This window comes from Sutcliffiella rhizosphaerae (genome assembly GCF_917563925.1).
In the GTDB taxonomy this organism is placed as follows: domain Bacteria; phylum Bacillota; class Bacilli; order Bacillales; family Bacillaceae_I; genus Sutcliffiella_A; species Sutcliffiella_A rhizosphaerae.
Genome location: NZ_CAKJTJ010000001.1, coordinates 165,710 through 188,292, shown reverse-complemented (window position 1 = coordinate 188,292; position 22,583 = coordinate 165,710). Strand labels below are relative to the sequence as shown.

Genomic DNA, 22,583 nt, shown 5'->3' with positions numbered 1-22,583 from the left:
AAAGCTAATCCGGAGTGCAGTGTAAAATCCTGCCGGCTTGCACCGTTAACGCAATCTGAGAGATGACTTTATTGTCATAATCAGGGTGGTACCGCGAGAACACTCTCGTCCCTGTTATTGGGGACGGGAGTTTTTTATGTTTTGCTAAGGTTTTTTTCTAAAAGATGTTTGCTAACAACCAATTACTATGTATCTGCATTAGGCTTGCAAGCTTTCCCTACCTTTAAACTAAATGCAAATAGTATAAGTGCGCAAAAGCAACTAATTTTTTTGTGAAAAAACCTTTGATAAAAAGGAGGACTAAAAATGAAAAAACTAACATCTGCTCAAGTTCGCCAAATGTTTTTGGACTTTTTCAAGGAAAAAGGACATGCAGTCGAGCCAAGCGCATCTCTTGTACCTCATGAAGATCCATCTTTACTTTGGATTAATAGCGGGGTTGCAACACTAAAGAAATATTTTGATGGACGAGTAATTCCGCAAAACCCAAGAATCTGTAATGCACAGAAATCAATTCGCACAAATGATATTGAAAATGTTGGGAAAACCGCTCGTCACCACACTTTTTTTGAGATGCTAGGAAACTTTTCTATCGGTGAATATTTCAAAAAAGAAGCAATTGATTGGGCTTGGGAATTTTTAACGAGTGAAAAGTGGATAGGATTTGATCCAGAAAAATTATCAGTCACGATTCATCCGGAAGATGAAGAAGCATACAAATACTGGAACGAAGTAATTGGGGTACCGGCTGAAAGAATTATACGGTTAGAAGGTAATTTTTGGGATATTGGAGAAGGCCCAAGTGGACCGAACACTGAAATCTTCTACGATCGTGGGGATAGCTATGGAAGTGATGAAAGCGATCCAGAATTATATCCAGGTGGGGAAAATGAGCGATACCTAGAAATTTGGAACTTAGTATTCTCAGAGTTTAATCATAATCCAGATCACACGTATACTCCTTTACCTAAGAAAAATATTGATACTGGTATGGGATTAGAACGTATGGTATCTGTCATTCAAGATGTGCCAACCAACTTTGATACAGATCTTTTCATTCCAATTATCGAGGCTACTGAAAATGTTTCTGGTGAAAAATACAGAGCAGACAGTGAAAAGGATGTTGCTTTTAAAGTAATAGCCGACCATATCCGTACCGTTACATTTGCTGTAGGCGATGGAGCACTTCCATCTAACGAAGGTCGGGGATATGTGTTGCGCCGCTTATTAAGAAGAGCAGTCCGCTATGCAAAACAGCTCGGAATTAATCGACCATTTATGTTCGAACTTGTCCCGATTGTGGCTGAAGTTATGGTTGATTTCTATCCAGAAGTAAAAGGAAAACAAGACTTTATTCAACGTGTTATTAAAACAGAAGAAGAGCGTTTTCACGAAACATTGAATGAAGGTTTAATTATTCTTTCAAGTGTTATTGCGAAAGCAAAGCAAGAGGGTACTACCGTTGTTTCAGGCGTTGATGCATTCCGATTGTATGACACATACGGCTTCCCTGTTGAACTGACAGAAGAATATGTGGAAGAGCATGGAATGACACTCGACCATGAAGGATTCGAAAAAGAGATGGATATGCAGCGTGACCGTGCTCGTTCTGCTCGCCAAGATTCCAACTCCATGCAGGTGCAGTCAGGTATTCTTGGTGATATCCGCTCAGAGAGCTCATTCATCGGTTATGATAATCTTACAGCTGAAGCAACTCTATCTGTAATTGTAAAAAACGGAAAGCTATCTGATTCTGCTGAAGCAGGGGACGAAGTTCAAATTATTCTATCGGAAACACCGTTTTATGCAGAAAGTGGGGGGCAAATTGCTGACCATGGATATGTAGTCACGGAATCCGGTAGAGGCTTCGTAAAAGATGTTCAAAAAGCACCGAATGGACAAAACCTACACACTATCGTAGTGGAAGAAGGGGCTCTTCATAGAGAACAGGCTATAAAAGCGGAAGTTCATGCACAAAATCGTGCGCATATCATCAAAAACCATACAGCAACGCATATTCTTCACCAGGCATTAAAAGATGTACTGGGAACACATGTTAATCAGGCAGGGTCATTAGTAACAGCAGAGCGACTACGTTTTGACTTTTCTCATTTTGGTCAAGTAACACAAGAAGAAATTGAAAGAATCGAAGCGATTGTAAATGATAAAATTTGGGCAAGCCTTGATGTAAACATTGAGAACAAAAGCATCACAGAAGCGAAAGCAATGGGGGCAATGGCACTTTTCGGTGAAAAATACGGCGATATCGTTCGTGTTGTACAAGTAGCTGACTACAGTATTGAGCTATGTGGTGGTTGTCATGTTCCAAATACGTCCGTAATTGGTTTGTTTAAAATCATGTCCGAATCTGGTATCGGTGCTGGTACACGACGAATAGAAGCTGTAACGGGTGAAGCAGCATATCGATTAATGAACGATCAAGTCCTACTTCTAAAAGAGGCAGCGGCGAAATTAAAGACGAAGCCTCAGGAAGTAATCGTCCGTATAGATGGTTTGCTTACGGATATGAAAGAATTGCAAAGAGACAATCAATCACTAGCTTCTAAGCTTGGAAACATCGAAGCAGGTAACCTCACTTCTAAAGTGAAAGAGGTAAATGGTGTAAAAATGCTCGTGAGTAAAGTAGCAGGAACTGATATGAACAATCTCCGGACGATGGTGGATGATTTAAAAACTAAGCTCGGTTCTGGTATCATAGTACTTGCAAGTGTACAAGAAGGAAAAGTTAATATTTCTGCAGGAGTTACAAAAGACCTGATTGAAAAAGGGTACCATGCTGGTAAGGTTGTAAAGGAAGTGGCTACACGTTGCGGTGGTGGAGGTGGCGGTCGCCCAGACATGGCCCAAGCAGGTGGAAAAAACCCGGAACAAGTCGATTCTGCATTACAATCTGTTGAAGAATGGATAAAATCCGTTTAACATTGCCGACATTTGGTGTACAATATAGGTAACAATTGACAAGCAGATAGAAAAAAGAAGTCTAAGAGAGAGGTGCAAATGATGAGCTCCTTTGACAAAACGATGAAATTTAACTTTCCTGAAGATGCATTGGATGCAAATGTTGATGACGTATTAATAACGGTTTATGAGGCACTGCAGGAAAAAGGCTATAATCCAATCAATCAGATTGTCGGCTACCTACTTTCCGGGGATCCAGCATATATTCCACGTCATAAAGACGCGAGGACCCTTATTCGGAAAATCGAAAGGGACGAGCTTATTGAAGAATTGGTGAAGTCCTATCTAAAACAGCACCGCAAGGAGTAACACATGCGCATTTTAGGCTTAGACGTCGGTTCCAAAACGGTTGGTGTTGCCATTAGTGATGAAATGGGATGGACCGCTCAAGGTTTGGAAACGATAAAAATTGACGAGGCAGTAAAAAACTTGGGCATTAAGCGCATAAAACAAATAATCGCAGAATACAAGCCTGAAAAAGTAGTAATAGGACTACCTAAGAACATGAACGGTACCATTGGTCCTCGTGGCGAAGCGAGTAAACAGTATGGTGACAAGCTAATAGATAAAACGGGATTACCTGTTATCTATTGGGATGAAAGACTTTCTACTGTAGCAGCAGAGAGAATTCTTCTATCTGCTGACGTAAGTAGAAAAAAACGAAAGCAAGTAATTGACAAAATGGCTGCAGTTGTTATTTTACAAGGATATCTTGACAGCCAACAATAATTTTGAGGTGATTTAAAAATGGAACATGGTGAACAGCATATTACGGTAGTAGACGAAGACGGAAATGAGCAGCTTTGTGAGGTTCTTTTCACATTTGAATCTGACGAGTTTGGTAAATCCTATGTGCTCTACTATCCAGTAGGATCAGAAGATGATGACAATGAAGACATCGAAATACATGCATCAAGCTTCACGCCAAGTGATTCAAATGAAGGCGGCGATTTAGAGCCAGTAGAAACGGATGAAGAGTGGGACATGATTGAGGAAATGTTAAACACATTCCTAGCAGAAGAAGAAGAGTAAAATGGAAGGGCATGCAGAATAATAAATTCTGCATGCTTTTTTTTTTTGGAAATAATGTCTACTTAAAGCTTTGCAATGATTTTTATCCCTCTTTTGCCTACCAATAATATCCTCAATAACGCAAACACTGCAGGTTGATTATCTCCCTCTAGAAAAATGCGTAGGATTCTAATCGCCTATATCATAAATTACAAATATTTTGAAAAGATATAGGGAAAAAGTAATGCTGATTCCGAGAAAAATGGTAAAATATGATGTGGGGTTGTGTCGGAAAAGCAAAAATGATTGTTTTTTGTCAAAAATAAAATGAAATTGTTGTATAATTAATTGGTGTGTGTGAGAGGGGGATTTGTTTTGTCAAATAAAAATCATAAAAACTATATACAAGAAAAATTAAAAGAAAAACATACAGAAGCGAAAATAGTCCGCCGCATTGTGTTTACTGTATTTGTTGTTTTGATGCTTGCATTAACCGGCATTATTGGTGGTGGGTATTTCTTTATAAAAAATGCAATACAACCAGTGAATGAAGAGGATACGAGTATAGAATCAGTAGAAATACCAATTGGGTCTTCCACGACAATGATTGGACAAATACTTGAAGATCATGGGATAATCAAAAGTGGGAAAATTTTTCGATATTACGTAAAATTTAAAAATGAATCGGGCTTTCAGGCTGGGGAATATGAACTCAGTCCTTCCATGAAACTAGATGACATTATTGGACATCTTAAACAAGGAAGAGTTCAGCAAGATGTGGTTTTCCAAATTACTATCCCAGAAGGCAGACAATTAGAACAAATTGCAGAGATTCTAGAAAAAAGAATTGGTGTTTCCAAGGATGAATTTATGGAGAAGGCCAATGACAAGAGCTATTTAAGCAGCTTAATAGAAAAATTTCCTAAAGTTATTACTGAGGAAATATTGAATGAAGATATTAAATATGCTCTTGAAGGTTATCTCTTCCCAGCAACATATCCATTTTATGTAGCAAATCCTACTATTGAGGAAATCATTGAAGTTATGCTGCAAAAAACTAGTGAAATTCTAGAAGATGATGAACTAAGGATTGCAATGGCTAACAAAGAATTCACACCCCATAAACTACTGACCATGGCTAGTTTAATAGAAGCAGAAGCAACTGTACAAACAGACCGCGAAATGATTGCAAGTGTCTTTTATAATCGTATAGATGTAGGTATGCCGTTGCAAACTGACCCAACTGTTTTATATGCATTAGGGGAACATAAAGAAAGAACTTTATATGAAGATCTTGCAGTAGATTCACCTTATAATACGTATAGAAATCAAGGATTGCCACCTGGCCCGATTGCTAATGCAGGGGTTTCCTCCATTCAAGCGGCATTGGAGCCAGCAGATACTGAGTATTACTACTTCCTTGCAACACCCGAAGGAGAAGTACTGTTTAATGAAACGCTTGAAGGTCACAACCATGATAAAAATGAACATATTACTAACCAAGACAATAGTTAAACAATTTTAGGGAGGCGGAAATTAATTCGCTTTCCCTCTTTTTTTGTGATAAAATATATCGAGTTGTTTTGAACTTATTTAAGTGATAAGAGCTGAAGCTAGACACTGTTCTAACTTAAGCCTATATTTTCATATTTAGAAAAGCGAGTACTGAACAGAGGGCTCCTCGATCGAGGTTACCTCTATTTTCTTTGTATAAAAGGAGGCGTCCTTCCGTTGGAAGCCAATAATGATAAAGTGATTTCGTATTTGGAATCATTAATTCCAAAAAGAAATAATCTTGTAACCCAAATGGAGCATGAAGCGAGGGAAGACAACGTACCCATCATGGATTTGGTAGGAATGGAAACGTTGCTCCAATTGCTAAGATTAGAGCAACCGAAATGTATCTTGGAAATTGGGACAGCAATAGGATATTCTGCGATTCGTATGGCTGAAGCGTTACCTAGCACAACGATAGTCACAATTGAACGGGACGAACAAAGATACTTGGAAGCAAAGAAGAACATAGGTTTAGCTAAGCTAGAAAATCGTATTCATTTAATCTTTGGAGATGCGTTAGAAGTGTTTGACGAGGTGAAAATGAAAGCATCATACGATCTTATCTTTGTGGATGCGGCAAAGGGTCAATATGAGCGATTTTTTTCTATGTATGAGACGTTGCTTTCTACACAAGGAACAATTATTTCGGATAATGTACTATTTCGCGGGCTTGTAGCAGACAATTACGAAGCAATTGAACCGAAGAGAATTAGGAATCTTGTTAAAAAAATTGATCGTTACAACAGATGGCTAACGGAGCACCCAAGTTATATTACTACGATTCTGCCAGTTGGAGATGGCATTGCCATAAGTAAAAGAAGAGGTGAAAAAGGTGAATAAGCCAGAACTGTTAGTTACCCCTTTGAACTTAAAAAACTTGGAAGTCTTAATAAAAGCAGGAGCAGATGCTTTTGTCATAGGAGAACAGCGTTTTGGACTGAGACTAGCAGGTGAATTTAGTCGAGATCAAGTGAAAGCGGCTGTTCAACTTGCCCATGAAAATGGCAAAAAAATCTATGTTGCCATGAATGCATTATTTCATAATGAAAAAGTAGACGAACTTTCCGATTACCTATCATTTGTTGATGAAATAGGAGCGGATGCAGTGATTTTCGGAGACCCGGCGGTACTGATGGCTGCTAGGGAAGTTGCTCCTAACTTGAAATTACATTGGAATACGGAAACGACGGCAACCAATTATTATACGTGCAATTATTGGGGTCGAAAAGGCGCAAAACGAGCAGTACTTGCACGTGAACTTAATATGGAAGCTATTAACGATATAAAAGAAAATGCAGAAGTAGAAATTGAAGTACAAGTTCACGGAATGACCTGTATGTTTCAGTCCAAGCGCTCTCTAATTGGTCACTATTTTGAATATCAGGGAAAAGAGATGGAAGTGGACAGAGGTAATGACAGAGCGATGCTTCTTCATGATAAGGAAAGGAATAATAAGTATCCAGTCTTTGAAGATGAGAATGGTACACATATTATGAGTCCCAATGATATGTGCATAATTGATGAACTCGAAGAAATGGTGGATACAGGAGTTGATAGCTTTAAAATTGATGGTATCCTGCAAACGCCCGAATATATCGTGGAAGCGACCAAAAAATACCGAAAAGCAATTGACCTATGCGTAGAAAATCGTGAGAATTACGAAGAAATAAAAGACGACTTACTAAATGAATTAGAAGATCTGCAACAAGACCACCGCCCACTTGACACTGGATTCTTCTTTAAGGAAACCGTCTATTAATTTGAAAAGGAGGTGGATAGGGTCATGACAACTGATGTAAATGATACTATTTCAACATTTATAGATGGTAAACGTGTAATTGTAAAAAAGCCAGAATTACTAGCACCAGCAGGGAATCTGGAAAAATTGAAAATTGCGGTACAATATGGCGCAGATGCGGTTTTTATTGGTGGACAAGAATATGGCCTCCGCTCAAATGCAGGAAATTTCACACATGAAGAAATGGCGGAAGGTGTGGAATTTGCTAAAGATTATGGTGCGAAAATTTATGTAACGACCAATATTTTTGCCCACAACGAAAATATTGACGGACTTGACGATTACCTTCGGGGAATTGAAAAAGCCGGGGTACATGGTATTATTGTTGCGGATCCATTAATCATTGAAACTTGTCGAAAGGTTGCACCTCGACTTGAGGTTCACCTAAGTACCCAGCAATCCCTATCTAACTGGAAAGCTGTTCAGTTTTGGAAGGAAGAAGGCTTGGAGCGTGTCGTCCTTGCCCGTGAAACAAGTGCAGAAGAAATTCGTGAAATGAAGGAAAAAGTGGATATTGAGATTGAAACTTTTATTCATGGGGCAATGTGCATTGCCTATTCAGGTCGCTGTACACTAAGTAATCATATGACTGCTCGTGACTCTAACCGTGGAGGTTGCTGTCAGTCCTGCCGCTGGGACTACGATCTTTATGAGCTAAACCATGGGGAAGAGGTTGCTCTATTCAAAGACAATGATGAGTCATTTGCCATGAGTCCAAAAGATTTAAAATTAATCGAGTCTATTCCAAAAATGATTGAACTAGGTATCGACAGCTTGAAGATTGAAGGACGTATGAAATCCATTCACTATGTGGCAACGGTTGTGAGTGTCTATCGGAAAGTAATTGATGCATATTGCGCAGATCCAGAGAATTTTGTCATCCAAAAAGAGTGGTTAGAGGAATTAGATAAGTGTGCAAATCGTGAGACAGCACCGGCTTTCTTTGAGGGAGTACCAGGGTATAAAGAGCAGATGTTTGGCAATCATAGCAAAAAAACAACATATGATTTTGTTGGACTTGTATTAGATTATCATCCAGAAACACAAATGGTAACCTTACAGCAAAGAAACTTTTTCAAACCAGGGGAAGAAGTCGAATTCTTCGGTCCTGAAATTGAGAACTTCACACAAAGAGTCGAGAGAATATGGGATGAAAAGGGCAACGAAATGGATGCTGCACGACACCCTTTACAAATCGTACAATTTAAAGTGGAAAAACCGGTCTATCCGAATAACATGATGCGAAAGGGGCAGTAAGGCAATGGGGAAGAAACCGATCGTAATCGGAGTGGCTGGAGGTTCTGGCTCAGGGAAAACGAGTGTAACAAAATCAATTTTTGATCATTTTACAGAGAAATCAATTTTAATGTTGGAACAGGATTATTACTATAAAGACCAAGCTGATGTTCCAATGGAGAAAAGATTACAAACGAACTATGATCATCCATTAGCATTTGATAATGATTTATTGATTAAGCATATCGAAAGTTTAATAAATTATGACAGTGTAAAAAAGCCAGTTTATGATTATACTCTTCATACAAGGTCCTCTCATGTTATTGAAGTAGAACCAAAGGATGTAATAATTGTAGAAGGAATTTTGGTATTAGAAGACGAACGATTGCGTAATTTAATGGATATAAAGCTTTTTGTGGATACAGATGCAGATTTACGAATCATTCGACGGATGCTTCGTGATATTAAGGAAAGAGGACGTACTATTGATTCTGTTATCGAACAATATGTTACAGTAGTTCGTCCGATGCATAATCAATTTATTGAACCAACGAAACGATATGCAGATGTCATTATCCCAGAAGGTGGACATAATCACGTAGCAATTGACTTAATGGTCACAAAAATTCAAACAATTCTTGAACAAAAAGAGATTTTGTAATAACATATGAGAAGCTAGAGAATTTTCCAATTGTGGAAGTAAAGCCGATGTATTCCATTTAATGGGTACATCTTTTTCCGCATTTACATATGCCTCATTCGTAAGTGTTATATAAAATAATGTAAATTGGGGAATGCAATTACTAGAAGGAGTGAGTAGTCATGGCACAAGAGAAAGTATATCCAATGACACAAGCTGGGAAAGATAAGCTTGTACAAGAGCTGGACCAATTAAAATCCGTAAGACGTAAAGAAGTAGTGGAACGAATTAAAATAGCACGTAGCTTTGGAGATTTGTCTGAGAACTCCGAATATGATTCCGCAAAAGAAGAGCAGGCATTTGTTGAAGGGCGTATAACATTACTTGAGCAAATGATTCGCAACGCAAAAATCATCCAAGAAGATAAAGAGACAGATGCGGTCGGATTAGGGAAAACCGTTACTTTCATTGAACTTCCTGATGGTGAAGAGGAAACATATACAATCGTTGGAAGTGCTGAAGCAGATCCATTTGAGGGTAATATCTCCAACGAATCCCCAATGGGTAGTTCCCTAATGGGGAAACGTGTAGACGACGAAGTAGCTATTCAAACTCCAGGCGGAGAAATGAACGTAAGAATCGTATCAGTAAAATAAATCGGATTGATTAAATCCAAGACACCTCGTCAACAATGTTGATGAGGTGTTTTTTTATGCAACGGCTAATCAGAGGGAGAATCAATAAATTAGGTATTTGTGTCGTACTTCTTTTAAGTCTGTTAATCGGCAGGCTTGTTCAAGTGCAGCTTATAAGTACAGAATCATTTACTAGCAATCATATTAATTTAATTGAAGCAAGTGTCAAACAAAGGACTCAATCACTTGTAGTGGACGAAGGGCGAGGACGATTTATCGATCGGTATGGGCAGCCATTAACACATGATTATTTTCCAAGTGTTATTTTGTTTCCGTTTTTAAAGGATCTAGAATGGCCGAAACAGGAACTTGCAATGATATTAAAAACACAACCACAAGAAATCGACCGCTTATTGGAAAACGCAAAGGTACCTGTTGTGCTTACTGAAAGCTTGACAGATGAACAAATGCAACAAATTAATGAGCTCAAGTATCCTGGAGTGGTTGCATTATACCGTCAATTTAAATTAAAGGAGCAAGTAGCAAAACATGTCATTGGCTATACTAGTGAAGATGCCGACACCTTCATGAATAGATACTCGGAAAAAGTATCGAAAGAAAATTATTCACCACATACCCCAATAGGCGTTTCTGGGTTGGAAATGGCTTTTGATGAAATCATTTTACCAGAAGGATCCACCAAATTGCTGTATCATGTAGATCGGTTTGGAGGACCTTTGTTTGGAATAGATGTTCGTTACATGTCTCCATCGAACCCTTACTATCCGGTGTCAGTAAAAACGACTTTGGATAAAGATATTCAAAGAATGGCAGAGGAAGTTTTAGAAAGCCATCAAGTGAAAAAAGGCGGAATTGTTCTTTTAGATATTGCATCAAATGAAATTCTAGCCATGGTTTCCAAGCCATCCATGGATTCGACTAATCCTTCAGAGGGACTTGGTGCACACAACCTGATGCTAGAGCCACATTTCCCAGGTTCGGTTTTTAAAACAGTCGTAACAACTGCTGCTTACGAAGAAAATGTCATTGATGAAACAATGACTTATAATTGCGATCTTAAAATAAATGGTAACCCAGAAGAAGAAGACAAGCAGATGGGAATGCTTGATCTTGAAACAAGCTTCACTCGCAGCTGTAATAACACCTTTGGTGAAATTGGGAAGAAACTAGCAGCCAAAGACCCACAAATTATTGAAAAGTACGCACATATTCTGGGGCTAACAGGAAAAGTTGGTTGGAGTGGACAATTGTTCGGATTTTCCGATTTCCATCAAATTCCAGAAGAGAAAAAAGGGATTATTTGGACGGATGACAAAGAGAAGAGAGTGCCGCTTGCTGTCGCACAAACCTCTATTGGGCAAAAAGATGTAAAGGTAACACCACTTTCTGTTGCTAACATGATGGCAACAATTGCGCGTGGTGGGGTTTCAATGGAAGTAAAGCTAGTTGAAGAGATTCTATATAAAAATGGAACACCCCTCTTTTCGTTTCCTGAACATAAACGTGAAGTAGACAAGCTATCCTCCTATACGATTATGCAAATCCAGCATTTGTTGCGGGAAGTAGTCACATCTGAGGTTGGGACTGGAAGATTAATGAAAGACCTCCCATACCAAGTGGCAGGAAAAAGTGGTACTGCCCAGACTGGGAAGGTTATAAATATGAATGGGAATGATGTGGAGCTCTATAATCGTTGGTTTGCTGGTTACTTTCCAATTCAAAGCCCAAAATATGCCATGGTTGTAGTAGATTTAGATGTATTAGAAGATGAGTACAAAGTCACACCAATCTATAAGGACATAGTCCAAGGTTTATATGAAAGAGCAAAGGAGGATTAAACTACCACCCCTTTTCACTGTCAATTTACTAGTAATGATGTTACAATAATCTATTGTAATTATACTATTTTTGGCTCTGACTAGGAGGGACTCACATGTCATTAGACTTTAACAAAGGTGGCTCACGTTATGGCCGGACAACGAAACGCAAAAAAACGAACATGGTTTATAATATCCTAATAGGTGTTGTATTTATTTTTATCATTGTTCTAGGATCTTCGTTATTTTTTGGTAAAAACGATCCTACAACAGATACCGAGAATCAGCTAGCAAATGATCAACAGCAGAATGAATCAGATGAAAATACTCCAACTGAAGACGAGAAAGCTGAAGAGGAAGAGGCAGCAAGGTCTGAAGAAGAGGAAGAACCAGAAGAAGAGGAATCCCAAGAAGAAGATGAAAATGAGGAAAACGAAAACGACTCTAATTCTGAAACGGAAGTCTCTGAAAACTCTGATGACCCTAATGTAATCAAAACAATGACAAATGCAGGCTGGGGACCAGTTGGAACTTCCCAATCTGAACCACATACATCTGTATATGATGAAAACCATATAGACTGGCAAGAAAAGCTAAATGCTGTTCATGCAGCAACTGGATTGAACAGTGGTGACTATACGTTAATGTTCTTAGGGAACGGTGGAAGCGAACATCATGCAGTCGCATCTATCCGTAACAAATCCACTGGCGAAAACTTCAAGATTTACCTCGAATGGGTAACAAATGAAGGTTGGAAACCAACAAAGGTTGAACAAGTTAAAGCACTTTAAAAATCTTAAAATCCACTCTGGCACATTGTTGTTGGGGTGGTTTTTTGTGTGAAACTCGAAGGCTTTAATGCGAACACTGTTGTGTCGTGTCGAATGGCAAATATATCATGTAAAGTGACCAATAATATAATGTTGCAGGAAATTGTGACCAGAATAGCGAAATAAATTTAGAAATTAAAAGGAATTGTCCAATGATAAAAAAGGACAGAGAAAAGCCATTTCGCTTACTCGCACACGAAGCTGGCGTTAGAAGGATCCAGAAAGCACATTCATTCGAAATACGCACTTATTGAAAAAGAGTTTTTCCGTCTCCACTACGAACATAAAGGAGAAAAAGCGATGGACTACTTTTCTTCCTTTCTACCACATGAAAGCTATCAAGTGCTGTATGGATTAAGGCTTCAAGATACAATGGGTCGATACTTTCAAATGGACACATAGCTCATATCATCTACACATTGTGTCATCCTAGATTCAAAATATATCTCAGGAATTCTTGAATTTGATGATGACACGGGAACATTAATACGACACAGCGGGGAAAACAGCGAAAGACTCGGAGATCCCTTTGCACAATTAGATCAGCAAAAAATTCAGCTTTCACAATTGATAATGCAATTAAATTTGCCCCCTATTCGATAGCCACACAAGTTGTTATTACTCATAACCATGCAATGCTCTATAAAAAATCCCCCACTATACTTGAAAGAATTACTTCCATACAAATCTTCCAAAGAAAAATAATTGATGAAAGCTATAAGCAAGAAACCTTTAACAATAAGCTTACTCGTTCCCTCATAAATCACCACTCTCCCGATAAGTTTAACTTAATTAAATATTATCATTTAAACTTAAATGACATAATACATGGAGTAATGTGTGCCAACTGTTCATTTTCCCCAATGCACAAATCCTATAAAGTATGGAGATGCAGCAATTGCCAAAACACAGAAAAAAATCCAATACCAGCAGCTTTAAGGATTATAAGCTACCTGGGATTGGAAATACACTTACTAATCAAAAATTTCGAGAATACTTATGTATCGAGTCGACTTTTGTGGCTTCAAAACTGCTAGCAGCGCAAAACCTTTTTCAAAGGGGAAGAAAAAAGGACGAATCTACTATCTCTAACTGTCTTTTTTCACCGCAACCATCAAAGCATATGACACACTTCCCCCTGGATTTCCTTCCCAATTTACATTGTAACCAAAGTAGTAAATTCCGGGTTCATCTGGAGCAGTAAATGAATGATTTTCAATCGGGAAATCTACATCTTCATAAGCGGTAGTTAATGAATAAACTAACTCCTCTACATCGGGAATTGGACTTTCAGGAAAAATAAACTCTATTTGTGTTCCAGGTTCAACTGTAAATAGAGGCTTTTCTTGGAGCTCCACATATCCGGCAATATCTACACATTCACCAGTATTGTTATAAGACCAACAGTAAGCTCCACGTGTCGCCTCATACACGGCATCATTCGCTTTCACTTGAACGATTGGAGGTTCTGTTAGTTTAACCCCTTCTTGACTCGCTTGTGCCCCACATCCTGATAAAATTAGCATAGTAATGCCTATTACAAGCCATCTCCACAAAACTAATCCCCCTCCTTCTTAATACCTAGACGAATTAAATGGAGAAAAGTTACATGTTATTTCCCTTTTAATTTAAAGTGTACGACTGCACTGTAGTATTTTCTTCCTTCCTCATCCATGTGCATCTGATGGGAAACAGAATGTACGCCAAGCATGAGGGCGCGGTTATGGTCAATTTGTTCATTAATTTTCTTTTCCAAAAGTGATAATTGAGGTGCCTCGAAAAACTCTATTTTATCTTCAATTAATGTAAAATCTAAATTCATTCTATTCTAGTCCTTTCAGAGGGTTTACCTATACAAGAAATCAGTTATCTGTGTACATCTTACCAAACAAATTCATTGAAGAAAATAGAAAGATGTGTTAGATTAAGAACAGTTATTTCTTTAATTCATACTATACTCATAGGAATTATATTATATAAATGGTGGAGTGAGAGAAAATGGGACGTGAATTCGTCGACTTGTTTAATGATTGGGCTAATTATTACGATGCAACGGTCAGTGGCAAGGACTTAGAGTATGCGGAAGTATTTCGTGGCTATGAAGATATTTTAAAAGATGTTGCAATGAAAGCGACAAGCCCTGTAATAGAATTTGGGGTGGGGACTGGAAATCTAACAAACGAGTTATTAAAACAGGGTCACAAAGTATATGCAGTAGAGCCATCCAAAACAATGCGAGAGAAAGCTGCTGAAAAGCTTCCAGAAACAGTTGTCATACAAGATGGTGATTTTCTAAGCTTTCCAGAACCAACGGAACAGATTCAATCCATTGTAAGCACTTATGCGTTTCATCACTTGACAGACTCTGAAAAAAAAGAAGCGGTGGAGCACTATGGAAAGTTACTCGTAAAAGGTGGTAAAATAGTATTTGCTGACACTGTCTTTGAAAATAAAGATTCATATGAAGCGACTATAAAACAGGCAGAAAATCATACATTCCTTAATTTAGCAAACGATCTCAAAACGGAATACTATACAACAATTGATGTACTTACTACTATCTTTGAAAAGCAAGGCTTTAAAGTAGAGTATAATCGTTTCAATCATTTTGTCTGGGTAATGGAAGCAGTCAAACAATAACAGACCGCCACTTTTCTCTCTTTTCAGAGGAAAAGCTCTGGCGGCTAATCTTATGAAAAGAGGGATTTTTACCATGAAAGCAGCAATCATCGGTGCAATGGAAGAGGAAGTAACCATTCTAAGAGATAAAATCGAAGGAATGGAAACGACAACCGTTGCTGGTTGTGAATATTACACAGGTACTCTTAACGGAGTAGATATTATATTATCAAAATCGGGTATCGGAAAAGTAAATGCGGCACTTAGTACTGCGTTACTTTTGGAAAGGTTCCAGCCTGATGTTGTTATTAACACAGGATCTGCAGGAGGCTTCTCACCATCTCTGAATGTTGGAGATATCGTGATTTCTACAGAGGTTCGTCACCATGATGTAGATGTGACGGCATTTGGATACGAGTATGGACAAGTACCTGGTCTTCCGGCAGCTTTTGAAGCGGATTCCAAATTAATGAATGTCGCTAAAAAGGCAGCGAAAAATGTAAGTGGCATGCAGGTAGTGGAGGGATTGATTGCAACCGGTGATTCCTTTATGAATGACCCTGTTCGAGTGGAGGCTGTTCGTGAAAAGATGCCTGAGTTACAAGCTGCAGAAATGGAAGCTGCTGCCATCGCGCAAGTGTGCCACTCATTTAAAGTGCCATTTGTCGTGATTCGTGCGTTATCTGATATTGCTGGAAAAGAGTCAAACATTAGCTTTGACCAATTCTTAAGCAAAGCCGCATTGCATTCTTCCATGCTGATTGAAAACATGCTTACTGAATTGAAGTCAGCTTAGTTTTTAGTTGATCGCAGGGGGAAATATAATGAAAATATATAAAAATGTTCATAGCCTTATAGGGAATACTCCAGTTGTTGAATTAACGAATTTGAATGTGCCAAAAGGTATTCGCCTTTTTGCAAAACTTGAGTTCTATAACCCAGGTGGAAGCATAAAAGATCGACTTGGGAAAGAACTGATAGAAGATGCAGTCCGAACAGGCAGGCTGAAAGAAGGCGGAACTATTATCGAGCCTACAGCAGGGAATACGGGAATTGGGTTAGCATTAGCTGCTATAGGCACAAGCTATAAAGTAATGGTATGTATGCCAGAAAAGTTTAGTATAGAAAAACAAGAATTAATGAAGGCCTTAGGTGCCACGATTGTCCATACACCTACTTCACTTGGGATGAAAGGTGCAATAGCAAAAGCGCAGGAGCTTATAAAAGACATTCCTAATTCTTACTGCCCGCAGCAGTTTGGAAATCCGGCAAACCCGGAAACCTATTTTAAAACACTTGGTCCAGAGCTTTGGGAGCAATTAGATGGCAAAATCGATGTCTTTATTGCTGGTGCAGGTACTGGTGGGACGTTCATGGGTACTGCAAAATATTTAAAGGAACAAAATCCAAATGTAAAGACTGTCATCGTGGAACCAGAAGGATCCATTTTAAATGGTGGTGAATCTGGTCCGCATAAAACTGAAGGAATAGGGATGGAATTTCTACCAGGATATATGGACGAAGCTTACTTTGATGCCATTCATACTGTATATGATGTGGATGCATTTAACCGTGTAAAAGAGTTAGCTCAAAACGAAGGCCTTCTTGTAGGTAGCTCCTCTGGAGCGGCATTCCATGCTGCGTTGGAAGAGGCGAAAATAGCAAAAGAGGGAACTAATATCGTCATTATTTTCCCGGATAGCAGTGAACGCTATTTAAGTAAAAAGATTTATGATGGAGGAATCTAATATGCATAAAAAAACAAAATTGATTCATGGTGGTATTGTTGGTGATCCACATACTGGAGCTGTTTCCACACCAATTTATCAAGTTAGCACATATAAACAAGAGAGTGTAGGAAATTTCAAAGGGTACGAATACTCTAGAACCGGCAACCCTACTCGTCATGCTTTGGAAGAATTGATTAAGGATTTAGAAAATGGAAAAGCTGGATTTGCATTTGGTTCAGGGATGGCCGCTATTACTGCAGTAATGATGCTTTTTGATAGCGGAGATCATGTCGTTCTTACAGATGATGTATACGGTGGAACATATCGTGTGATGACAAAGGTATTAAACCGAATGGGAATTGAATCGACTTTTGTTGATACAAGCAATTTGGAGAACATTGAAGCAGCAATCAAGGAAAACACGAAAGCACTATTTATTGAGACTCCAACCAATCCTTTATTAAAAGTGACAGATGTTCAAAAGGCTAGTCTTTTAGCTAAAAGACATAATTTGATCACTATCGTCGATAATACATTTAGCACGCCTTACTGGCAGTCACCTATTAATCTTGGAGCAGATATCGTCTTACACAGTGCAACTAAATACATCGGTGGACACAGCGATGTAGTAGCTGGTCTTGTTGTAGTAAATTCGGAAAAACTTGCAGAAGAACTCCATTTTGTTCAAAATTCTACTGGTGGAATTTTAGGGCCACAGGATTCATGGTTATTAATGCGCGGTATTAAAACCCTTGGATTACGGATGGAAGCAACTGAGAAAAATACTCGCAGAATTGTTGATTTCTTGGAAAGCCATCCACTAGTTGGAAAAGTATATTACCCTGGACTTGAAGAACATCCAAATCATGATGTTGCAAAACAGCAAGCTGGTGGATTTGGCGGAATGGTATCCTTTGATATCGGAAGTGCCGAGAAAGCAGATCAGCTGTTGGCTAGAATTAAATACTTTACCCTTGCAGAAAGTCTAGGAGCGGTAGAGAGCTTAATATCTGTCCCAGCTAGAATGACACATGCCTCCATTCCTGCTGAACGTCGTGCTGAGCTTGGAATTGTGGATGGCCTCGTTCGTATCTCTGTCGGAATTGAAGATGTTGAAGACTTAATTGCCGATTTAAAGCAAGCAATTGAAGGATAATTTTGTCACTCCCTGTTAGAGGAATTCTCTTACAGGGAGTTTTTATTTTTTCTAATCTCATTATTTATCTGCTATAATAAATGAGAATACATAATATTCATACTATTTTTATTAGGGGGAATACAGATGTCTTCAGTACCTGTATTGGAAGCTAGCATCCAAGATAAGGTGGATGCGTTCAACAAATTAGATGAAAAACTTTGTCACTATAGCGATGTACTAGGCTTATTAAGCTGGGATTCAAAAACAAAAGCACCTAAAAAAGGGCGTTCACTATTTGGGAAAGCAAGAGGGACCCTTTCAACAGAAGCATTCAAATTATCCATCTCCAAAGAAATGGGAGACTTATTGGAATTTTTAACAGAGGACAAGGTTTGGGAACAACTGGATGATGCAACGAAAGCATGTGTAAGTGAACGTAAAAAGAATTATGATAAATCGGTTAAAATTCCTGCTGATGAATATCAGGAGTATGTAGTTCTAGTGAATGATGCAAATGAAGCATGGGAAGCAGCACGTGAGAACAATGATTTTGCCTCATATGCTCCGGTGTTGGAAAAAGTACTTGTATTTAAAAAGAAATTCGCTGAGTATTATGGATACGAAGGTCATCCATACAACGCGATGCTTAATGAATTTGAGCCTGGATTAACAGTGGAGAAACTTGATCCGTTATTTAAAGAGCTTCGTGAAAAGAGTGTGGAAATTTTAAATAAAATTAAAGCCTCCAAATCCCAGCCAAGAGAAGACATTTTTGCTCAAGACTATGACATTGAATCTCAAAAGAAATTTAATCAATATATTTTACCTTTAATTGGTTTTGATATGGAAGCTGGAAGATTAGATGAAACAGTACACCCCTTTGCATCTTCGGTCAACACTGGCGATGTGAGAATTACAACACGCTATCTTAAAGAAAATGTTAGATCTGCCATTTTTGGTACCATCCATGAAGCAGGTCATGGTATGTATGAACAAGGAGTCAATCCTGATTATGAAGGAAGAGTAATTCGTAGAGGAACTTCATTTGGTATTCATGAATCTCAATCACGTTTCTTAGAAAATATGGTCGGCAGAAGTAAAGAGTTCTGGGTATATTTTTACGAGGATCTGCAAAAACATTTCCCAGAGCAGCTTTCTGAAGTTTCTTTAGACGATTTCTATCGATCAGTAAATAAAGTGGACCCATCCTATATTCGCGTAGAAGCGGATGAATTGACCTACAATCTTCATATCATGATACGTTATGAAGTAGAGAAGGGGTTGTTTGCCGGAGAATATGAAGTGAAGGACCTTCCAAAGGTTTGGAACGAAAAGATGGAAGAATACCTAGGGATCACACCGCCAACAGATACATTAGGAGTTCTTCAGGATGTTCACTGGTCTTTCGGTGGTTTTGGATACTTCCCATCCTATTCATTAGGTAATCTCTATGCTGCACAAATCCTTTATACCTTCTTAAAAGAAATGCCTGATTTTTACGATAAAATCGAGCAAGGTAATTTCCTGGCAATCGGTGGGTGGTTAAAGGAAAACATTCATCAATATGGAAAGTTGTATTCACCAAATGATTTAATTGTTAAGTTAACTGGAGAAGAACTTGATGCCAAGTATCTAGTTAGATATTTAGAAGAAAAATATGCTGCTATCTATCAATTTTAATAAAAACAAAGCTACCTGAAAGCTAAACTGATTTTGTTGATTGGAGAAAGCTACAATTCTCCTGAATTAAGATACTTTTTATCAATCATAATGAAAACTAATTCGCATAAAAAATAGCAACTGAATTCTCTCAGTTGCTATTTTTATTTATCCTAATGATAATTGAATGGAGGAATTTTCACTCGCTACACCTTTTTTCTTCTATGATACGCATTGATAATTGTCCATATGATGAAAAGAACACCAAAACACGTAACACCAAAAAATAATGATAATATTCCAATGTTACGATAATCAAGAACTTCAATTTCAACAAAACTATTACTATTTCCACTGCCATATCGCAAATCACTATATACTAAAGATAATGTTTGATGGGTGTTTTTATCTAATTTATATACAGGGTTCTCACTATCACCATTCTGATAAACGTTCATTTTTCTAATGTAATTGGCGTTATTTAACAAATTTTCAATTTGCTCTTTTGTCTCATCTGATAATTCTGGGTCGTTATCGATAATATCTCCGATTGAATAAGCAATTTCAGACTGTTCACTTGTGCGTTCATTTCCGATATTTATAAAGTAACCAAAAATTGCAGTTGAGAGTAGTAAAATTGCTATTCCTATATAAAGAACCCATTTAGAAAAAGTTTTTTGTACCTTAAACAATTGAGATACAATAGAGCGCATCTCCTCTGCTTCACCAAAACGTTCTATAGCTATATCAATCGCTTCTAGTTCGGAATACCCTTTCTCTTTTAAATCATTTACTGCTTCCAAAAGATGATTTTTCATCTCTGACTTTAGTTCTTCAATTTCTTTTTTGTTCCCACTTGCATTCTTATAAACCGTATTTACATATTTATCTATCTGTTTCAAATTTATCTCCCCCTTCAATAAATTTATCAATCATTTGTTTAACAAATTGCCATTCCTTGCGTTTATTTTCAAAACCTTCTTCACCTAAAGGTGTCAGATTATAATATTTTCTTCTTCCTCCAACGCCCTGTTCGTCGCCCCAGTAAGAGGTAATCCACTTGTTTTTTTCTAATCGCTTTAGAGATAAATAAAGTGTTCCTTCCTTTAATTCAAATTGTTCTTCGCTTTTTTCTCTCACTAATTTAGCTAATTCATATCCGTACATATCTCTACTATGTAAAAGGGACAATATCAGCGTATCTATATGACCTTTTAAAACCTCTTTATTTACTTCCAAAATTTCCACCTCCTGTTTCACTATAAAAAACATTACTTAATAATGCAAGGTATTATTTCAAAAAAAACATCCTATTTTAAGAAGAATGTTTTTTTACCTAAGATAAATAATATCTTTTATAGAAATTTTGCTTGTCAGTACGCCCTAATGGTTGTACGGTGTTCCCATCCTTTCTTAATCTTCACCATCATTTCTGGGGTATAGAGTACCATCCTTTGTGCTTTGAGTAGCATTATTTTCAGATTCAGGCGGAGGATCTACAATAATAATCTGTTCCGTACTGTCACTACCAGAGGAACATGCGGCAAGTAGAGTTAAGAAGCAGAAAATTAATAGAATGTGTTTCAAAGGAAGTCCCTCCTTCCAAGTTATTTTTTCATTATACCTAGTTATAAAAGGATAAGACAGTGACAGGGTACAAGAAATTCAGATTGATTCTTTTTACCTTATGTTACTAGGAGAAAGGACCTTATTTGACAATTGAAGGGAAAATTTACAAGGTGGAAACTCTACTAATCTATGTTAAAGTAATGGGAGATAGGGGGTTTTGAGGTGAACGTAAAAGAATTACAAGCGAAGTTACAAGACTACAAACGATTTGCTATAATTTTAACAGCGGCTAGTGTCTTTTTATATATCGGCGTTGTTTTTCAGCATGCGGGAAAAAACTCCTTGCAATTATTTACTATGATGGGAACAACTGCATTGTTACTTGTTTTTGCGATCTTTTTTATTTTTAGGGTAAGCAAAATAAAAAAACAATTACAAGAACAAGAGGATAAATAAATTAGATGGAGCCAGTGTTATAGGGATGAACCTAGCATTGGCTCCTTTATTATTTTCATCTTTTTGATTTTCGGTATCCAGCAGCTACTGCTTCATCTTCTGTATCAAAGCATTCTTCTGGAATGGTCCTATCGTAAAATGCACCAGATTTAATATGATAGATTTTTTCGCCTTTAGAGTTAATGTTTCCTTTAATAGTGCAGTTTTGACTATTTTTAACTTGTTCTTTTTGTTCATTAGATTGGATATCTTCCATAAACTCAGGATAGAAGCCATCCTCTTGTGCATAGTTTTCTACACTCCATATACCAACAGCTTTTTCTTGTGCTTCCTTCTGAATAGATTGAAAACGATCAACATACCGTGTATTTGGAGGGAAAATATATGCCACTCTGGCTAGTCCTGCACGTAATAATTCTTCCTGTACCAATACTCCATCAGCATAAACATAGGCCAATATTCTCCGATATCGATCACGTTCACTAACGTCGAGCTCTATCTCCACTTCAGCATCTTTTAATAGTTTCTCCATAAAATCCTTTGCTTCGGGTCCAAACGGCTGTGGACCGTTCATTCGAGGGTGGTTTGTTTCGGGAGTATCCACTAATAGAAAACGGATATTCTCCTCTTCCCCATTTACCATCACTTTCACAGTGTCACCATCAATTACTCGAACAAGGGGAACCGTTAATCTTGGGTAGTCATGCTCTCGATTTTCACTTTGTTCCTGTTTTTCTTGTGCTTGTTCCAGTGAGGGGGTGCTGAAAGTATCCTCTTCCAAAACACAACCTGTTGATACCAATAATAAACACATGCACCATAATAACCATATACTTCTCATTGTTGTCACCTATTCTTCGGAAAATCTTGCCCCATTATATCATGACA

General features: G+C 37.9%; 24 protein-coding genes and 1 other annotated feature (1 of these 25 cut by a window edge). Of the genes, 18 read left to right on the top strand and 6 right to left on the bottom strand.

Annotated features, from left to right (window positions below):
* Window positions 1-116 (top strand) — a binding site (T-box leader); it begins 110 nt to the left of the window's first position.
* Between the two features lie 190 nt (window positions 117-306).
* The 12 genes from alaS to LRP81_RS00925 all read left to right on the top strand — a co-directional run bounded on the left by alaS (window position 307) and on the right by LRP81_RS00925 (window position 12,485).
* A complete protein-coding gene (gene alaS / locus LRP81_RS00980; protein WP_230499364.1) occupies window positions 307-2,940 on the top strand; it encodes an alanine--tRNA ligase in 2,634 nt (877 codons plus the stop codon).
* 81 nt (window positions 2,941-3,021) lie between these two features.
* Window positions 3,022-3,288 (top strand): IreB family regulatory phosphoprotein, encoded by a 267-nt coding sequence (locus tag LRP81_RS00975; protein WP_230499363.1) that lies wholly within the window; start codon window positions 3,022-3,024, stop codon window positions 3,286-3,288.
* 3 nt (window positions 3,289-3,291) lie between these two features.
* A complete protein-coding gene (gene ruvX / locus LRP81_RS00970; protein ID WP_230499362.1) occupies window positions 3,292-3,708 on the top strand; it encodes a Holliday junction resolvase RuvX in 417 nt (138 codons plus the stop codon).
* A gap of 18 nt (window positions 3,709-3,726) precedes the next feature.
* Window positions 3,727-4,011 (top strand): DUF1292 domain-containing protein, encoded by a 285-nt coding sequence (locus LRP81_RS00965; RefSeq protein ID WP_230499361.1) that lies wholly within the window; start codon window positions 3,727-3,729, stop codon window positions 4,009-4,011.
* Window positions 4,012-4,365: 354 nt separating this feature from the next.
* Window positions 4,366-5,505, top strand: coding sequence for an endolytic transglycosylase MltG (mltG, locus tag LRP81_RS00960; protein WP_230499360.1), 1,140 nt, complete (start codon window positions 4,366-4,368; stop codon window positions 5,503-5,505).
* A gap of 216 nt (window positions 5,506-5,721) precedes the next feature.
* Entirely contained in the window at window positions 5,722-6,387 is a 666-nt protein-coding gene (locus LRP81_RS00955; RefSeq protein ID WP_230499359.1) for an O-methyltransferase, read from the top strand.
* Window positions 6,380-7,306: a peptidase U32 family protein gene (locus tag LRP81_RS00950; RefSeq protein WP_230499358.1), complete on the top strand. Its 927-nt coding sequence runs from the start codon at window positions 6,380-6,382 to the stop codon at window positions 7,304-7,306. Before LRP81_RS00955 ends, LRP81_RS00950 begins: the two co-directional genes overlap by 8 nt.
* Before the next feature lie 24 nt (window positions 7,307-7,330).
* Window positions 7,331-8,602 carry a peptidase U32 family protein gene (locus LRP81_RS00945; protein ID WP_230499357.1) on the top strand — a complete coding sequence of 424 codons (1,272 nt, stop codon included), beginning with the start codon at window positions 7,331-7,333 and terminating at the stop codon, window positions 8,600-8,602.
* Between the two features lie 4 nt (window positions 8,603-8,606).
* A complete protein-coding gene (udk, locus tag LRP81_RS00940) occupies window positions 8,607-9,242 on the top strand; it encodes a uridine kinase (RefSeq protein WP_230499356.1) in 636 nt (211 codons plus the stop codon).
* Between the two features lie 161 nt (window positions 9,243-9,403).
* Entirely contained in the window at window positions 9,404-9,877 is a 474-nt protein-coding gene (gene greA, locus LRP81_RS00935; RefSeq protein ID WP_230499355.1) for a transcription elongation factor GreA, read from the top strand.
* Window positions 9,878-9,933: 56 nt separating this feature from the next.
* On the top strand, window positions 9,934-11,715 hold the full coding sequence (locus LRP81_RS00930; protein ID WP_230499354.1) for a peptidoglycan D,D-transpeptidase FtsI family protein: 1,782 nt from the start codon (window positions 9,934-9,936) through the stop codon (window positions 11,713-11,715).
* A gap of 95 nt (window positions 11,716-11,810) precedes the next feature.
* Entirely contained in the window at window positions 11,811-12,485 is a 675-nt protein-coding gene (locus tag LRP81_RS00925; RefSeq protein WP_230499353.1) for a YrrS family protein, read from the top strand.
* 1,127 nt (window positions 12,486-13,612) lie between these two features.
* Here the strand turns inward: LRP81_RS00925 and LRP81_RS00920 are convergent.
* Window positions 13,613-14,080 carry a hypothetical protein gene (locus LRP81_RS00920; RefSeq protein ID WP_230499352.1) on the bottom strand — a complete coding sequence of 156 codons (468 nt, stop codon included), beginning with the start codon at window positions 14,078-14,080 and terminating at the stop codon, window positions 13,613-13,615.
* 56 nt (window positions 14,081-14,136) lie between these two features.
* The gene (locus LRP81_RS00915) at window positions 14,137-14,346 is read right to left on the bottom strand and encodes a YrzA family protein (RefSeq protein ID WP_230499351.1); all 210 of its coding nucleotides are present in this window, start codon (window positions 14,344-14,346) and stop codon (window positions 14,137-14,139) included.
* Window positions 14,347-14,522: 176 nt separating this feature from the next.
* Between LRP81_RS00915 and LRP81_RS00910 the strand changes: the two genes are divergently transcribed.
* From LRP81_RS00910 to LRP81_RS00890, 5 genes are all read left to right on the top strand, one after another.
* Window positions 14,523-15,164 (top strand): class I SAM-dependent methyltransferase, encoded by a 642-nt coding sequence (locus LRP81_RS00910; protein ID WP_230499350.1) that lies wholly within the window; start codon window positions 14,523-14,525, stop codon window positions 15,162-15,164.
* A gap of 73 nt (window positions 15,165-15,237) precedes the next feature.
* The gene (gene mtnN / locus LRP81_RS00905; RefSeq protein ID WP_230499349.1) at window positions 15,238-15,939 is read left to right on the top strand and encodes a 5'-methylthioadenosine/S-adenosylhomocysteine nucleosidase; all 702 of its coding nucleotides are present in this window, start codon (window positions 15,238-15,240) and stop codon (window positions 15,937-15,939) included.
* A 28-nt stretch (window positions 15,940-15,967) separates the two neighbouring features.
* Complete coding sequence (locus LRP81_RS00900) at window positions 15,968-16,891, top strand: PLP-dependent cysteine synthase family protein (RefSeq protein ID WP_230499348.1); 924 nt, start codon at window positions 15,968-15,970, stop codon at window positions 16,889-16,891.
* A gap of 1 nt (window position 16,892) precedes the next feature.
* Window positions 16,893-18,029, top strand: a complete 1,137-nt coding sequence (locus tag LRP81_RS00895; RefSeq protein WP_230499347.1) for a bifunctional cystathionine gamma-lyase/homocysteine desulfhydrase — start codon at window positions 16,893-16,895, stop codon at window positions 18,027-18,029.
* A gap of 126 nt (window positions 18,030-18,155) precedes the next feature.
* Window positions 18,156-19,691: a carboxypeptidase M32 gene (locus LRP81_RS00890; RefSeq protein ID WP_230499346.1), complete on the top strand. Its 1,536-nt coding sequence runs from the start codon at window positions 18,156-18,158 to the stop codon at window positions 19,689-19,691.
* Window positions 19,692-19,876: 185 nt separating this feature from the next.
* Here the strand turns inward: LRP81_RS00890 and LRP81_RS00885 are convergent, their stop codons facing one another.
* The 3 genes from LRP81_RS00885 to LRP81_RS00875 form a co-directional block, all read right to left on the bottom strand.
* A complete protein-coding gene (locus LRP81_RS00885) occupies window positions 19,877-20,572 on the bottom strand; it encodes a permease prefix domain 1-containing protein (protein ID WP_230499345.1) in 696 nt (231 codons plus the stop codon).
* Window positions 20,556-20,909 carry a PadR family transcriptional regulator gene (locus tag LRP81_RS00880; protein WP_230499344.1) on the bottom strand — a complete coding sequence of 118 codons (354 nt, stop codon included), beginning with the start codon at window positions 20,907-20,909 and terminating at the stop codon, window positions 20,556-20,558. Before LRP81_RS00880 ends, LRP81_RS00885 begins: the two co-directional genes overlap by 17 nt.
* Before the next feature lie 174 nt (window positions 20,910-21,083).
* On the bottom strand, window positions 21,084-21,257 hold the full coding sequence (locus LRP81_RS00875; protein ID WP_230499343.1) for a putative periplasmic lipoprotein: 174 nt from the start codon (window positions 21,255-21,257) through the stop codon (window positions 21,084-21,086).
* Between the two features lie 204 nt (window positions 21,258-21,461).
* On the opposite strand from LRP81_RS00875, the gene LRP81_RS00870 reads away from it, so the two are divergent.
* Window positions 21,462-21,695 (top strand): YrhC family protein, encoded by a 234-nt coding sequence (locus tag LRP81_RS00870; RefSeq protein ID WP_230499342.1) that lies wholly within the window; start codon window positions 21,462-21,464, stop codon window positions 21,693-21,695.
* A 55-nt stretch (window positions 21,696-21,750) separates the two neighbouring features.
* On the opposite strand, the gene LRP81_RS00865 is transcribed toward LRP81_RS00870, so the two are convergent.
* On the bottom strand, window positions 21,751-22,509 hold the full coding sequence (locus tag LRP81_RS00865; protein WP_230499341.1) for a thermonuclease family protein: 759 nt from the start codon (window positions 22,507-22,509) through the stop codon (window positions 21,751-21,753).
* Window positions 22,510-22,583 lie beyond the last annotated feature (74 nt).